Origin of the sequence: Acinetobacter higginsii (genome assembly GCF_000369525.1) — a bacterium.
GTDB lineage: Bacteria > Pseudomonadota > Gammaproteobacteria > Pseudomonadales > Moraxellaceae > Acinetobacter > Acinetobacter higginsii.
In genome coordinates, this window is the sequence record NZ_KB850071.1 from 471844 (window position 1) to 486404 (window position 14561).

The window sequence follows — 14561 nt, forward strand, 5'->3', positions numbered from 1 at the left end:
ACTTCCTGTTCCTGATGAACTCATATTAGGCAATTCAGCCTTGGTAGAAAATGGGACATTGCCCCTAATCAATGTAAGAAAAAGCGTACACTGCTGAGCTTTCTCATCCTTTAAAAAGTCAGTTATTATATAGAACTGGGTACGGAAAACTTATCAATCTCCCAATAAATCAATAGTCTGCTCTTTCGTCATCACCCCCATATACTGATCGTAGCTTTGCGCCAGTAAACAAATCACTACAGCAGCAATCAAGGTCAACATCTTGTTTTTCATTGTCATGTTCAGCTACCTAAATTAAGGATCTATAAAAAAGGTATAAGATTTCTTCCATCTAATCTAATATAGAAAAAACAAGCAATGATCTAATTTTGAGATATGTGGACATTCAAACAATTCAATTATCTAATCACGATTGTTGAAACTGGGGGTTTTATTGCTGCCTCGGAAAAGCTATTTATTGCTCAATCGGCCCTCAGCAGACAAATTAAAAATTTAGAAGAAGAAATCGGTTTTGAAATTTTTGATCGATCCGAGAAGAAAATTAGACTCACACCTGCAGGAGAAGCCCTGTATAAAAGTCTAAAAACCAATATTGATCATTTAAAAAGTTCGATTGTCAGCGCCCAAAGCATCAGCCGTGGTGAAGGTCGAATCATTAAAATCGCGCACTCCAGTAGTATTGTGCTGGATCAAAACAAGTTGGAAATCTTTGAGCAGCTCTGTGATACCCATAACATTGATATCGAAATGAATACCCTATCCTCTGAATTACAGCTCGAATATTTGTTGAATGGGACAATTGATCTGGGTTTTATTCGGCCCCCGATTTATCACAATTTAAATGATATCAATTCGATCAGTTTATACACGGCTCCCTTATATGTTGCTGCCCATATTGCAGACCCATTATTAAGTGAAAAAGAAAGTATCTCGATCCGTGAATTGGCGCCATTGAATTTTGTTTCTGTACCCCATAAAGCCCGTGGTGGCCTAAGTTATTTGGCAGCCAATTTATGTTTGGTCAATGGTTTTAGTCCTAAAAGAACCAGAATCTACTCAAGGAAAAGGTCTCAACTGGAACTGGTCGCCAATGGTTTTGGCGTGTGTATTGTGCCCGAAGAATTTAAAGTGATTTTGCCTAGCAATGTCAGACTGATTCCCATCCAAGACGAGAACACCCTCAGCGAAGTGAAACTCATCTGGAAAAAGGATGAAGACTCGATCATTGAACGTTGTGCAGCCTCGATTCATGCTTATTATAGTGCCAAGCAGGTGAGCTAAAAATTGACTGAGCTTTAGCTCAAATGAAAAAAGCCCGACATCCTGTCGGGCTTTTTCGTATTCCTTTCACTAGATACAACTCCTGTCATATCTCACATCCTGATGCGCAAACTTATCATTCTTGTTTTATGTTTTGGAACTTCCTGTTCCTGATGGGTTCATATTAGGCAATTCAGCCTTGGCTGAAAATGGGACATTGCCCCTAATCGATGTAAGCAAAAACGTACATGACTTTTTAGTTTATTGATTAAATGAAAATTTCACCTTCTAAATATAAGCGACACTCACCTGCGATTTCAATTCGATCATTTTCAAGTAACTTACAATGCAGCACACCACCTCGTTTTGAAGCCTGATAAGCGACAATATTTTCTTTTTTAAGTAATGGCTGCCACAGTGGTATCAGTGACGTATGTAATGAACCTGTGACAGGATCTTCATCAATTCCCATAGATGGCGTAAAGTAACGGGAAATGATATCAAACCGAGCAAGTCTTTCATTTATAGCATCATTTAGTGTGGTGATTGCAACACGACGCCCACCGAGTTTTTTAATCAAATCAAAATTAGGACATTCATTTAAAACAGCCTGCGTATTGGGATAGACCACAATATAGGCCTGTGGATTGATATACACTTCAGTAATTTCTTGAGACAGGCTGTCTTTTAATGTTTTGGGAATCGTCTCCAAGCGATGTGGCGTTTGTATCGGAAAGTTCATTTTGATCTGTCCGTTTTCACCACGAGTAATAAAAAACTCACCTAAATGCGCAACATGAAAGACCAATGACTCAATTTCAGGCTGATTTCTAAAAATAATAAAACTGGTCGCTAGTGTGCCATAACCACAAAACTGTACTTCTTTTAAGGGTGAAAACCATTTAATTTCATAATTTTGATCATCAATTTTTCTAGCAAAACTGGTTTCAGACAAATTATTTTCTAATGCAATATTCTGCATAATATGATCATCTAACCACTGCTCTAGTAAGACAACTGCAGCAGGATTTCCTTTAAATAATTGATTACTGAATGCATCTACTTGGTAAATTTTCATTATTTCTAACAGCTATAATTTTTAGATAAGATACCCAATTGATTAGCCAAATAATGTTTATTTTTTGATAAATAAAATGCATTACCTTTTAGCTTTAAACCTCCAAAAAATCAAAATCTGCTTTTGATAAAACCAGACTAATCTTATTTAAACCACGCTGTATCATCTTCTTTTAAGATTGATCTCAAAAGACGATAACAATGCAGTTTTCCATTCTTTTAAGTATGTTTATTTTCTCATTCACGATGTCCATCTCACCGGGACCCATCAATATTTCCATTCTCTCATCCAGCTTAATGCATGGATTTAAAAAAACACTGCCCTTTATTTCAGGTGCAAGCATTGGTTTTAGTTTACTGCTTATATTTTTAGGTTTTGGGATATCTAAAACCATCATGCATTACCCTACATTTTTCATGATCATTGAAATTTTAGGCAGCTTATTTATTTTTTATATCGGGCAAAAAATAATATGTTCAAAAGCAGAAGTTGAAATATCAAACAATATTGCAGCAGCCAATTTTATAGATGGGTTTCTCTTACAGTGGCTCAATCCCAAAGCATGGATTGCCTGCCTCTCCGGTATCTCATTATTTTGCTCCCCCGTGAGTTATCATCCCTTTATTTTGTTTACTCTCATCTATTTCATTACCTGCTATATCTGTTTAATGCTTTGGGGCATTTCTGGGCATAAACTCGCCAAAATATTAACCAATTCACGCCAGCTCAAAATCCTGAATAACTTAATGGGTGGCTCATTAATCATCCTATCAATCTATATGCTCATCAAATTATTTTGGAGTTAAATGATTGATAAATTCGCTCAATCAAAGCATGTGCAATACTATTGATTGGAATATTGGCAGGCCAAACCGCATACACACTCAATGGCTCAAGTGTCCAATTCGGTAGAACTTTCACAATATTTTGCTGTTCAAGATCAGCTTGGATTAACTCATCAGGAGGTGCTGCCAACCCTGCATTTAATTTTGCCAATCGATACGCCGCTTCAACATTATTCACATAAATATGAGGCTGATAGGAAATTTCGACTTCCTCACCTGTGTGTTGATGCCGCAATATTCTTTTATTTTTTCTCATACTCAAACCAATCCATTTCATATTGATCAGCTCTTTAGGATGAGTAATGGGTTGCTGTTGGCTTAAAAATTCAGGTGTTGCAACAATACTTCGGGCTAAAGGAAATAAATAGCGAGCTTTAAATGAACTATCTGGAAGCTCACCAATTCGAACAGCAATATCCACATTCTCAGCGATCAAATCTGTCCGACTATCATCACAGGTGATATGCACAGTTAAGTCCTTATATGCCTCACAAAATGTCGTGATACAGCGCATCAACTCACTGTGAATAAAAACCGCTGGAATAGAAATATGCAGCTGTGTCTTTCTAAGAATAGAACGTTGCTTAAAATCTGAAATACCTAATTCATAGGTTTCCAACATGACTTGGGCTGTATCTAAAAGTTTTTGCCCATCATGAGTTAAGGTCATTTTCCGTGTATTTCGATAAAATAAGGCACACTCTAAATTCTTTTCTAACTTGGCTAAATGCAGACTGACGGTTGCGGTAGATAAGCCTAATGCTTTAGCACCTTTTGAAATTGAACCAAACTCAGCAATTTTTGCAAAAATAATTAAATATCTTATATCTTCAATCATATGTTTGATCTACCGAAGATGAGTCCATACACAGTTATCTTAATTAATCAGAAATAGCAGTATTTCTTTTATAACGGATATACAAATTTAAACTGGATAATATCCCTGCAAAAATACAATACAGTATAAAAACCGTCATATTGATCAATGATCGATCCAGAAAATAATTACTGAATATTGTTGCAAAAGTAAGTATTCCTAAAAATTCAAAAAATGAGAGTTGTGGTATTAAAAATTTCATCATTATTTGCCTTTATTTTAAATTATCTAAGACTATTTCACGTCATACAAAATATATAAGAATTAAACTCTAAATAAAAAGCCCCAATTTTGGAGCTTTTTAAAATCATATCTAAATTAAACCGAATGACCTAAACGCTCACCCATCACCACCGTCGAATTGGCTTTAAACTGCTCTTCCCAGACCATTTTATCTTTTTCAAATAAAACCACAGCGGTTGAGCCTAGGTAGAAACGACCTAACTCCGCACCTTTATCCAATTTCATTTGGTGATGCTGCAATTCAACTTTGCCAGATGGTTTTACTTTGCCTGTGGCAACCGTTTCAATCCCTGCCACAATCATGGCACCTACTAGAACCACCGCCATACGACCCAGCTCAGTATCAAACAAACACACCATACGCTCATTACGTGCAAACAGGCCTGGTACATTTTCAGCCGTGGTTTGATTGACTGAGAACAACTCACCCGGAATATATAAGGTTTCGGTCAATGTCCCCGCCAATGGCATATGGACGCGGTGATAATCTTTTGGCGATAAATACACGGTTGCAAATTGACCATCAATAAATGGTTTCGCCAACTGCGGATCACCAATCAATTTTTCAGCAGAAAAGCTTTGGCCTTTAGCTTGAAAAATATCACCTGCTTCGATTTTACCCAGTTGCGAAATCGCACCATCCGCTGGACAAACAATACTATCAGCTTGTTCATCAATACCACGGACACCCTCTTTTAACGCACGGGTAAAAAATTCATTAAATGACTTATATTGCAGTGCGTTGCTTTGCGCTGCAATGCTCATATCAATGCCATATTTTGCTTTGAATGCCTGAATTACAGCAGTTTTTACCAAGACATTTTCACTTGCGGCAACCTTACCAACAACACGGCTGAGTTGATGTTGCGGCACAAGATTCTGTGCTTTGATAAATAATTGTTTTTTTAAATCTGCTGCAAAACTCAAGACGGTGACTCCCCTGAAATAATAGGACTATCGAGGCGATTGCCCCATTCACTCCACGCACCATCGTAGGCTCTCACTTGCCAGTTGAGCAATCTTGCCAAAATATACGCCAAGCCGGAACGGTGATGAGACTGACAGTACACCACCACAGGTTGTTGTAAATTAAAGCCTAATTGTTCTAAACGTTGTTGTGTGCGTTCAAGCGGGTGTAATTTTAGATGATTTTCACGGTTTAGGGCAGTACTCCATTCAAAATGCAGTGCATTTGGGATGTGACCGCCGCGTCGCGCAGCGAGGCGTAAGCCTGTATATTCCTCGTTGGTACGGCAATCCCAAAGCTGAATATTGTCTTGTTCGACCTGTTGTAACAATTCATGATATTCAATTCGATGCTGTTGCACGGTGTCTAAATCGATCTGGAACAGATCGGCAACTGGTTTTACGGGATCAACTTCCGCGGTAGTCGGCAAACCTGCCCCCAACCAGCCATGAATGCCACCATTAATCAAACTGGTGCGGTTAAAACCAAGGCAATGTAAATTCCAGATTAAACGTCCAGCCCAAGCTCCACCTTCATCGTCATAGACCACGACATGATGCTGAGGTGAAATATTTAATTTTTCGATTAAGACTTGTAAACCTGCTAAATCAGGTAGTACCCCATTGGCTTGTTCTTGTTGTGCAACCAAGTATTTAGGTTGTAAATGAATCGCATGAGGAATATGCAATTGTTCATATACCGAAGCTCGGCTTAAATCGACAATACGAATCAACTCGCTACCTAAATAAGGCACCAGTTGTTCAGGTTCAATCAGTAAACCCAGTTTAAAATCTACGTCAGTCATGGTTATGCTGTTTTATCATCCGCATTGGGGATGATATTAACATAGCCGACTTTTTATCTTTGTCTGATTTTTTGCATTGATTTAGCAGAAAAGTAGATATACCGTCTGACGAATATCCATAATGCTTTTGAGATTTAATATAAACTATCACATGAAATTGGATACTCGAAAACGTCATCCACAACCTGCGAAATATCTACAAGGTATTGTTTCTGCGAAATATAAAATAGAAGAAAGAAATGAACAGGTTTTGTGGATGACAATGGTTTTGCCTACTTTTCCCGAAAGAAAAGTAGGTCGAACCGAAGGTTGAACCTAATATTTAAAAATGCCCAGTAAGATACCGCCATTACCATCCTCTAAACTTGTTTGCTTAGACGCTAACTTCGTTCTCTTCAATATCAAACACCTGACGCAAATACGCCAAGAAAGTATCATTATCCGTCATGGTCTTACCCGGACTATCCGAAATCTTCGCCACCGACTGACGATTACACTCCACCAATTTCAACACAATATTCAATGGTTTCTGCCCCATATCATTGGTCAAATTGGTGCCAATCCCAAAACTCACTTGGAAACGGTCTTTAAAATACTGATGCAATAACCATGCTTTTTCTAAATTCAAACCATCGCTAAAGGTTAACATTTTGGTTTTGGTATCAATCTTGAGTTTGCGATAATGCGCATATGCCTTATCACCCCATTCATACGGGTCGCCACTGTCATGACGCAAACCATCAAACAACTTGGCAAAATACAAATCGAAATCACGCAAAAAGGCATCCATTCCCACCACATCGGTCAAAGCAATACCTAAATCACCACGATACTCTTGTACCCATGCTTCCAAAGCAGCTTTCTGAAAATTACGCAAACGCACATCAAGTGCTTGAAAAGCCTGTAAGAATTCATGTGCCATAGTACCAATCGGGCTAATCCCCAATTGCTTTGCCAACAGCACATTACTGGTGCCTCGGAATACTTTAGGTGCAGCGGCCTGAAAGGCTTGCACCACATGCTTCTGCCATTCAAAACTATAACGACGACGCGTACCAAAATCAGAGACTAAAAATGGTGGCTCTTTATCTTGTTGTTCTTGGGCATAGTGCTGTAACTGTAGCAATTTCTGTTGCAGACGGCGTTCACCCTCAAGCAACACCTCATCAGTACGAATACGACGGAAATACAATTCATTGACGATGGCCAAGACAAAAATCTCAAACATCATCGCCTGAACCATCGGGCCTTCAATGCGAATATCTAAACGCCCAGCCTCATCCATACTGGCTTGGATAAAACGACGTTTGAGCTGGAACAATTCCAGATAATCAACGAAATCACTTTTAATAAAACGCAATGAACGCAGGTACTGTAATTCATCTTCAGCAAAACGCAGTTCACAGAGCAAATCCAGCTGCTGATTCAAGTCATCCAAAATATCAACTAAGGGATAAACCGTATCTTCTAAATTGCGGCAACGAAATAAATACACACTATGCGTTTGAGGAAACTGATGCAACACCACCTGTAACATGGTGAATTTATATAAGTCGGTATCCAGTAAAGATTGAATAATTGGTGTAGACATGACTGAATTAGGATCTATTCTATTTCAAGCATTAAAGCATACTTTTATCCAGAAATGAGACTGTCTACGACGATGGATATTTTTCTCAAAATCATCTGACTCGGTGTCTTTTTAAATTCAATAGCTTAGTGCGAGAGCTCAGCCTGAATCTGTTTTAAGCGTTGCTGTTGTCCGAATTGAATTGCAAACTGTTCAGCGCTGAGTTGACCCGTTTTTGCGGCATTAACATCACAATCGACCTGACGCAATTGTTTGGCAATGCTCCATTCGGCCTTAACAATCGCCCCCATTAAGGCGGTATGTCCACGCTTGTCTCGAAGACAGCGATTGGCACCTTGTTTGATCAACACATTGACCGCTTCTTTTTGCCCGTAATAACTCGCCATCATCAATGCGCTATAGCCGGAGCGATCCTGCACATCGATCGGAAAACCATGCTTCAAAAACTCTTGTAAAACTTCAACATTGCCTATCTTGGCCGCAGAGAAAAATAGCTCAACCACCTCTTCTGATCCGTTGTCTGCGGCAGATGAAGTGCCTGCATAAGCTGAGGCCGAAACACTGCCGCAGACTACGCCAATTGCAAATAATGCAGTTCTGAAGTGAATCATCACAATATCCTAAAATTGAATCAGGAGTGCCTGTAACACTCGCCCTAGGTGCAGGAAAGGCTATCGAGGTTACAGGACTTTCTGGGGGTAACATTCAGGCACCTGTTACCACATGCTAAAACTAGTTATTCGTCTTTCAATTGCGCTGCTTTCGCTTGAGCATTTTTAAGATTCACACCCACAGCCTTGGCAAGACGTGTCCCATAATCAGCATCGGCTTTATAGAAATAAGACACCATGATGGTCTTGGTCTCGATATCTTTGACTTGTCCAAGGTCTGCCGCAAGATTACGAATCAAGTCATTTTTTTCTAGCGCAGAATAGCTACGGTATAACTCACCTGCTTGCTTGAAGGGTTGCTGTTTCTGGATTGCCTGTTGTAAAACCGTTCCTTGCAACGGTGTTTGTACAGCTCTGGCAATCTCAGTAGATAGTTTAGGCTCAATCGTACTTGGCTCATAGTTAACCTGAGACTCGGTTTGCCCCATGTTCATAAAGCCTTCTTGGTTGTTGTTATTCACTGCAACCCGAGGACGATTCACTGGAATCTGCTGATGATTGGCGCCTAAACGATATAATTGCGTATCCGAATAAGAGAAGATACGACCTTGCAGTAAACGGTCTTCTGACGGTTCAATGCCTGGAATCAAGTTGCCTGGTGCAAAAGCCGATTGTTCCGTTTCTTGGAAGAAGTTCTTCGGCATACGATTCAGGGTCAAGGTTCCGACTTTGACTTCAGGCAGCAGATCAGTTGGCCAGATTTTGGTTGCATCTAATGGATTAAAATCAAATTTATCCAAATCTTTTGGATCAAGTACCTGAATATACAAATCCCATTTCGGATAGTTTCCAGCATAGACATTTTTGTACATATCATTGGTCAGATGATTCCAGTCACGACCTTGAACTTCACGTACCTGATCTAGATTCAACCCTTTCACGCCTTGTTTAGAACGCCAGTTGAACTTAACGTACTTATATTCACCTTTGTCGTTATAGAGTTTAAAAGCATGCACGCCAAAGCCATCTAGCGTGCGGTAGCTTTCTGGTGTGCCTAAATTTGAATAGACATAGGTCAACATATTGATTGACCACGGCTGGCTTTTTAAGAAATCAAAAATACGATTCGGATCTTGGACATTGGTGACTGGGTCAGGCTTCATGGCATGAACAAAATCAGGGAACTTGATTGCATCACGGATAAAGAATACAGGTAGATTATTGCCGACCAAATCCCAATTGCCCTGCTGTGTATAGAACTTCACGGCAAAACCATGCGGGTCACGTGCGGTTTCAGGCGAGCCTTTAGGATGGATGACTGTTGAGAAGCGAACAAAAACAGGGGTGGTTGTACCTGCCTTAAACATCGATGCGACCGTTAAATCAGACAAATCCTTACTTGCAACGAAATCACCATACACGCCTGTACCACGGGCATGCACCACACGTTCAGGGATACGTTCACGACCAAAACGTTGTAATTTTTGAATCAGCTGTACATCTTGTAGTAGCGTTGCGCCATTCGCACCTGCTGTCATTGAGTTTTGATTGTCACCTACAGGTGCACCGTTGTCTTTTGTTAAAGGCGCTGCATACGCGGTGCCAAGCGTTGCTGCCATTATCGTAAATAAAAATGTTCGCTTAAACATACTATTAAATCCAAAATCTAAATACCTTTCCTGCAACAGGACTATACAAAGATTTAAACAATAGATAAAAAAGATAATTTTAATAAAATAAATCGAAAAATAAGATCATAGTAAATCACCCATGTTGCAAGCTCGATGTAAAGCAGCCAAATCTGCTAGACTGCGGCATCTCTATACCCAACAGATCTTTAGTTTTTATGCGTGCATTAATTCAACGTGTCCTCGAAGCCAAAGTTGTGGTTGACGGGGAAACCACAGGCGAAATTCAACACGGCTTATTGGTGTTTTTAGGTCTAGGCAAAGAAGACACTTTAGAAAAAGGCCAAAAGCTGATTGATAAGATTTTAAAGTATCGTATTTTTGATGATGAACAAGGCAAAATGGGATGGAATGTCCGCCAAGCCAATGGTGGCATTTTATTGGTTTCACAATTTACCTTGATGGCACAAACCCAAAAAGGCTTACGTCCTGACTTTGGACCTGCCATGCCTCCAGCAGAAGCCAAAGCCTTGTATGAACAATTGGTTGAATATGCGCAACAACAATTCGACCACGTGCAAACAGGTATTTTTGCAGCGGATATGAAAGTTCATTTAATCAATGATGGACCAGTCACTTTCAATTTAGAGATTGAATAATTCTAGGCAATAAAAAACTCCCGATTTGGGAGTTTTTTATGTCCGCTTATTTGCCTGTTTTTTCTTTAATAAAGGCACGTGCTTGACGAATTTTTTCTTTAACAGGTTTTGGCACTTTAGGTGGAATCAATTTCGCCGCTTGGTTGAACCACACCAATAAGCTAAAGTCACCTTCCATCTTGATGCTGCCATCTTGCATACCCGTCATAAATGCGGTCGGGTCACCTTTTAGCAACGTTTTTACACCTTGCTCACTTGATGCAAACTGTAAAATAAAATCTGCTTTTTCTGGGCTACCTGCAACCGTATCAATCTTGCCACGATTCACAAGAATCTGACGGGCAAAACCTAAATCTGTACCAATCTGAATACGGAATTCACGGTCATGCACCAATTCAATAAACTTTGGGCTGGTACGTGCCAATTGCTTCATACGTAACGCCAAACCTGCCACTAATAAATCCAGTGGATCAGTGCTTACATCAACGATAGGTAACTTAACCACAGGTAAAGAAGAAAGCTTCATGACAATTATGCCTACAGTATTATGATGAAAATTAAGACAACCGTATCCTAGCACAATTGTATATAAGTCTGTAAAAGCTTTGTTGCAGAAAATTAGTACAAAAAAGGCATGCTGAGCATACCTTTGATGTTATTCAAATTATTATAATTTATCTGCTAGAACATTGCTGCTGGTCGTCCTTATATACAGGTGTATGTTCAATATACTGACGATTTGCCAGCTGTTTTTGTGCTTGTTTGTCTTCACGTAAAAGGATAAATGTAACCGTTATCATCGCAAGGCTCAACGCGGTCAAATAACTATAGGCGACGGACATCTCGAATATGGTTTGCGCACCAAAGCGCACCACTTCTAACAGTCCCCAGCACAGCATACCCGCCAACATAAAACCTAACCAACGACGATAAGGAGAAAAGAAAACAGCAATAACTGCGACAGCGATTAAGCCAAATCCAACCCACATGGTGAAATTCGCTGCTTCCATAGAAACCTCCGTCTTAAAAGGGGTGGTCTGTATTTAATTCAGACCTCTATCTTGTTCTGTAATCTCTAACAGTACTTCGTATTGCATTAACGTCTTTATGCATTATGGAGCGTTTTTTTTAGAAAAAAAGAGCCTGAAATTAACCTTACGACACAAGCTGTCGCAATATGCTTTTGTCATTACATTTTTAAAACATATAAAAGTCTTTAATGTCCATATAGCATCAATTACAGCGTGTCATTACAAAAAACTATGCCTCTTTTTTGCTGCAAAAAAACTTTTTTCGGAATTTTTTTATCGTTGTTTTTCTATACATTTAGACATAATTATGACGAATAAATGACGTACAAAAAATGAATAAGGCCGCAGTAAAAGCGGCCTTATTGAAACGCGATAAATGTTACTCTAAGCGCGGTTTAAATCCTTATCATGCATACCCAATAAGTACAGCACGCCATCTAAACCCACACTTGAAATTGCCTGATTGGCATTTTGGCGGACCAAAGGTTTAGCACGGAATGCAACGCCTAGACCTGCAATTGAAAGCATCGGTAAGTCATTGGCACCATCACCAACGGCCATCGCCTGCTCTAGCGAAATCCCCATTTTTTCAGCCAGTTGACGCAGTAACTCTGCTTTACGAGCACCATCAACAATCGCACCTTTCACTTCACCCGTTACAAAGCCATCTTCTACATCAAGAATATTGGCATGTACTTCATCAATCCCAAGTTTTGCTTGTAAATACTCAGCAAAGTACTGGAAACCACCTGATAAAATTGCGGTCTTATAACCCAAGGCTTTCAAGGTAGAGATCAAACGCTCTGCCCCTTCAGTCACCGTCAAACGTTCTGCAATTTTCGGCAATACAGAAGCATCCAAACCTTTTAATAAGGCAACACGGGCACGGAAACTTTGTTGGAAATCAAGTTCACCTAGCATGGCACGCTCAGTAATTTCAGCAACTTGAGCGCCAACGCCTGCTTCTAATGCCAGTTCATCAATTACTTCTTGCTCAATCAAGGTGGAGTCCATATCAAAGCAAACTAAACGACGATTACGGCGATATGCATTGTCTTCTTGCACAGCGACATCAATATTTAACTCGCCTGATAGGCTTAAACATGCTGCACGCATCGCTTGGGCATCCAACATTTGTCCACTGAGGCCAAACTGCACACAGGCACGACGAGGAAATTGGCTTTCTGCATCCAGATCTAAACGTCCCGATAAACGCGTGACTGTTTCAATATTAAAGCCTTGACTTGATACAATTTTAGTCACGGCTTGTAGATGTGCAGCGGTAAGTTCAGGTGCAAGCGCAGTCACGATATAGCGAGTTCGACCGCCTTCACTTACCCATTGATCATATTCTGCGTTGGAGATTGGTTTAAATCGCACAGTTAAGCCAATATCATGTGCTAAAATCAAAATCTCTTTCATTGCTAATGCAGTTGCAGTCTCATTATCCGATGCAACAACGATCCCAAGGGTCAGTTGATTATGGATAACTGCCTGCCCCACATCGAGTATTTGCAAAGAATGTACGGATAGTACCTGCATTAATCGAGTAAACTGATTCGGTTGATCTGGTCCTAGAAAGGATATAAGAATGATTTCTCGCATGAATTGACTCGTGGTTGAGCGACAACTATTGTAAGAATCATAACATAACCCATGAATCTATTTGCCTTGGAAATTTAACTTGAATGCGCCTCGCCAAGGGCTATTTGCTAGCCTACTGATCGTAAGTTTTGCATTGCATACCTTTTTATTGGTGATTGCAACGACACATCAACTCAATGAAAATCGCGCTAGCCAAGGACAACTGATGACCAGTCAGTTAGTGGCAGATAGTCTTGCTGAGTTGGAACCAGCCAATACCGTTTCGCTGGCATTGGTGGCGAATCGTTATGCAACCAACCCAAGTGTTGCATCCATTCGTATTTTAGATGCCAATAAACAAGTGCTTGCAACCAGTGGTATGGCTAAAACCCGCCAAGGTGAAGTGTTTGTTCGCGATGCGCTACAAAATGAAAAGAAAGTCGGTACCGTTGAAATTACCTTAATCCAACCGAGTATCGGTGAGATTTTACGGACCCAATGGTTAGCGATTTTAGTTTCACTGTTTATTCATGGCTTGATTTGGTTGGCCTATCGCGCCATCGCACGCCCAACACGCAGCGAATACTTGGCACGTATCAATCAAGAGAATCATCTCAAGCATGAGATTCAACGTTTAACCCAAGCGCTTGCCCTTGAAAAACAAAATACCGTGACTTTGGTTACTCAGGCACAACAGCAGGCAAAAGTTCAAGCCAAACCGCGTGTTGAAAAAAATCCAGCTGAATCCGTATCACTGGATGATCAAGCTTTGGCGCTCAATATTCAGTTTTATGATCCTAAGCAGTTATTGAGTAGTGTGAACCAGTCTGTTTCAGTCCCGTATTTCAAGCTATGCCAATTATTTTTAGATAAAAGTATTGCGCTCTGTGCCAAGCATTACCAGATCGACGCGGCTCAGATTCAGGTGGTTCAAGAATTCAATGCAGATGGTGCAAGCTTAGCCACGACGTCTGAAAACAGTCATGCCCTTGAATGTCTGATGATGGTCGGTGCTGTTTTCCAATTATTGGCTGATGTACTGTATAAACGTTACCGTGAAGATAAACGTTTTGCCTTGCAAACCCGTGGTGCAGTTGCTAGTGCAGTCGATGCAATGCAGCTCGATGCAGTTGAAGCCGCGAAACGATTGGCACAACATTTACATGCCAAAGAAGCAGCGTTGCATTTAAATCATGAGCAGCTCAAAACCATTCAAAACAGTTATGAATTAGTGGCAATGCCAAATCCAAGTAATATCATGACCCGTCATGCTTTTATGATTAATGGCATGAATGAAGAATGTACAACGTTGGCGCAAACGCTACGTACCGAAATTTTAATGGGTAAAAAAGCCAAAGCATCGACAGAGCTTGAATAAATAG

Annotated in this window: 15 protein-coding genes; 4 read left to right on the forward strand and 11 right to left on the reverse strand. The window is 40.1% G+C overall.

Annotated elements, in window-relative coordinates; translation table 11 throughout:
• Positions 1-153: 153 nt before the first annotated feature.
• Positions 154-279 (reverse strand): hypothetical protein, encoded by a 126-nt coding sequence (locus F902_RS22965; RefSeq protein ID WP_005201657.1) that lies wholly within the window; start codon positions 277-279, stop codon positions 154-156.
• 96 nt (positions 280-375) lie between these two features.
• Between F902_RS22965 and F902_RS05415 the strand changes: the two genes are divergently transcribed.
• Positions 376-1281 carry a LysR family transcriptional regulator gene (locus F902_RS05415; protein WP_005201658.1) on the forward strand — a complete coding sequence of 302 codons (906 nt, stop codon included), beginning with the start codon at positions 376-378 and terminating at the stop codon, positions 1279-1281.
• A 247-nt stretch (positions 1282-1528) separates the two neighbouring features.
• Here the strand turns inward: F902_RS05415 and F902_RS05420 are convergent, their stop codons facing one another.
• Positions 1529-2338 carry a PhzF family phenazine biosynthesis protein gene (locus tag F902_RS05420; RefSeq protein WP_005201660.1) on the reverse strand — a complete coding sequence of 270 codons (810 nt, stop codon included), beginning with the start codon at positions 2336-2338 and terminating at the stop codon, positions 1529-1531.
• A 200-nt stretch (positions 2339-2538) separates the two neighbouring features.
• Between F902_RS05420 and F902_RS05425 the strand changes: the two genes are divergently transcribed.
• A complete protein-coding gene (locus F902_RS05425; protein WP_005201661.1) occupies positions 2539-3144 on the forward strand; it encodes a LysE family translocator in 606 nt (201 codons plus the stop codon).
• Here the strand turns inward: F902_RS05425 and F902_RS05430 are convergent.
• The 6 genes from F902_RS05430 to F902_RS05455 all read right to left on the reverse strand — a co-directional run bounded on the left by F902_RS05430 (position 3125) and on the right by F902_RS05455 (position 9926).
• Positions 3125-4021, reverse strand: coding sequence for a LysR family transcriptional regulator (locus tag F902_RS05430; protein WP_005201662.1), 897 nt, complete (start codon positions 4019-4021; stop codon positions 3125-3127). The two genes, F902_RS05425 and F902_RS05430, sit on opposite strands and share 20 nt — an antisense overlap.
• A 357-nt stretch (positions 4022-4378) precedes the next feature.
• On the reverse strand, positions 4379-5230 hold the full coding sequence (asd, locus tag F902_RS05435) for an archaetidylserine decarboxylase (RefSeq protein WP_005201664.1): 852 nt from the start codon (positions 5228-5230) through the stop codon (positions 4379-4381).
• A complete protein-coding gene (locus F902_RS05440; RefSeq protein ID WP_005201665.1) occupies positions 5227-6075 on the reverse strand; it encodes a sulfurtransferase in 849 nt (282 codons plus the stop codon). The genes asd and F902_RS05440 overlap by 4 nt, the downstream gene beginning before the upstream one ends.
• A 373-nt stretch (positions 6076-6448) precedes the next feature.
• Positions 6449-7666: a nicotinate phosphoribosyltransferase gene (gene pncB, locus F902_RS05445; protein WP_005201666.1), complete on the reverse strand. Its 1218-nt coding sequence runs from the start codon at positions 7664-7666 to the stop codon at positions 6449-6451.
• Between the two features lie 125 nt (positions 7667-7791).
• Positions 7792-8277: an ankyrin repeat domain-containing protein gene (locus F902_RS05450; RefSeq protein ID WP_005201667.1), complete on the reverse strand. Its 486-nt coding sequence runs from the start codon at positions 8275-8277 to the stop codon at positions 7792-7794.
• Between the two features lie 125 nt (positions 8278-8402).
• Positions 8403-9926, reverse strand: coding sequence for a catalase (locus F902_RS05455; protein WP_005201668.1), 1524 nt, complete (start codon positions 9924-9926; stop codon positions 8403-8405).
• A gap of 197 nt (positions 9927-10123) precedes the next feature.
• On the opposite strand from F902_RS05455, the gene dtd reads away from it, so the two are divergent.
• The gene (gene dtd, locus F902_RS05460; protein ID WP_005201670.1) at positions 10124-10564 is read left to right on the forward strand and encodes a D-aminoacyl-tRNA deacylase; all 441 of its coding nucleotides are present in this window, start codon (positions 10124-10126) and stop codon (positions 10562-10564) included.
• A 46-nt stretch (positions 10565-10610) separates the two neighbouring features.
• Here the strand turns inward: dtd and F902_RS05465 are convergent, their stop codons facing one another.
• From F902_RS05465 to serB, 3 genes are all read right to left on the reverse strand, one after another.
• Positions 10611-11090, reverse strand: coding sequence for a hypothetical protein (locus F902_RS05465; RefSeq protein ID WP_004657026.1), 480 nt, complete (start codon positions 11088-11090; stop codon positions 10611-10613).
• A gap of 148 nt (positions 11091-11238) precedes the next feature.
• Positions 11239-11574, reverse strand: a complete 336-nt coding sequence (gene aciT, locus F902_RS05470; RefSeq protein WP_004803470.1) for a ciprofloxacin tolerance protein AciT — start codon at positions 11572-11574, stop codon at positions 11239-11241.
• 405 nt (positions 11575-11979) lie between these two features.
• Entirely contained in the window at positions 11980-13200 is a 1221-nt protein-coding gene (gene serB / locus F902_RS05475) for a phosphoserine phosphatase SerB (protein WP_004803468.1), read from the reverse strand.
• 61 nt (positions 13201-13261) lie between these two features.
• On the opposite strand from serB, the gene F902_RS05480 reads away from it, so the two are divergent.
• The gene (locus F902_RS05480) at positions 13262-14557 is read left to right on the forward strand and encodes a hypothetical protein (RefSeq protein WP_171061100.1); all 1296 of its coding nucleotides are present in this window, start codon (positions 13262-13264) and stop codon (positions 14555-14557) included.
• The last annotated feature ends 4 nt before the right edge of the window (positions 14558-14561 follow it).

What these genes read in the sequence shown, in the direction of transcription:
- F902_RS22965 (WP_005201657.1), bottom strand. Translation starts at nt 279, where the DNA reads ATGACAATGAAAAACAAGATGTTGACCTTGATTGCTGCTGTAGTGATT.
- F902_RS05415 (WP_005201658.1), top strand. Translation starts at nt 376, where the DNA reads ATGTGGACATTCAAACAATTCAATTATCTAATCACGATTGTTGAAACT.
- F902_RS05420 (WP_005201660.1), bottom strand. Translation starts at nt 2,338, where the DNA reads ATGAAAATTTACCAAGTAGATGCATTCAGTAATCAATTATTTAAAGGA.
- F902_RS05425 (WP_005201661.1), top strand. Translation starts at nt 2,539, where the DNA reads ATGCAGTTTTCCATTCTTTTAAGTATGTTTATTTTCTCATTCACGATG.
- F902_RS05430 (WP_005201662.1), bottom strand. Translation starts at nt 4,021, where the DNA reads ATGATTGAAGATATAAGATATTTAATTATTTTTGCAAAAATTGCTGAG.
- F902_RS05440 (WP_005201665.1), bottom strand. Translation starts at nt 6,075, where the DNA reads ATGACTGACGTAGATTTTAAACTGGGTTTACTGATTGAACCTGAACAA.
- pncB (WP_005201666.1), bottom strand. Translation starts at nt 7,666, where the DNA reads ATGTCTACACCAATTATTCAATCTTTACTGGATACCGACTTATATAAA.
- F902_RS05450 (WP_005201667.1), bottom strand. Translation starts at nt 8,277, where the DNA reads ATGATTCACTTCAGAACTGCATTATTTGCAATTGGCGTAGTCTGCGGC.
- F902_RS05455 (WP_005201668.1), bottom strand. Translation starts at nt 9,926, where the DNA reads ATGTTTAAGCGAACATTTTTATTTACGATAATGGCAGCAACGCTTGGC.
- dtd (WP_005201670.1), top strand. Translation starts at nt 10,124, where the DNA reads ATGCGTGCATTAATTCAACGTGTCCTCGAAGCCAAAGTTGTGGTTGAC.
- F902_RS05465 (WP_004657026.1), bottom strand. Translation starts at nt 11,090, where the DNA reads ATGAAGCTTTCTTCTTTACCTGTGGTTAAGTTACCTATCGTTGATGTA.
- aciT (WP_004803470.1), bottom strand. Translation starts at nt 11,574, where the DNA reads ATGGAAGCAGCGAATTTCACCATGTGGGTTGGATTTGGCTTAATCGCT.
- serB (WP_004803468.1), bottom strand. Translation starts at nt 13,200, where the DNA reads ATGCGAGAAATCATTCTTATATCCTTTCTAGGACCAGATCAACCGAAT.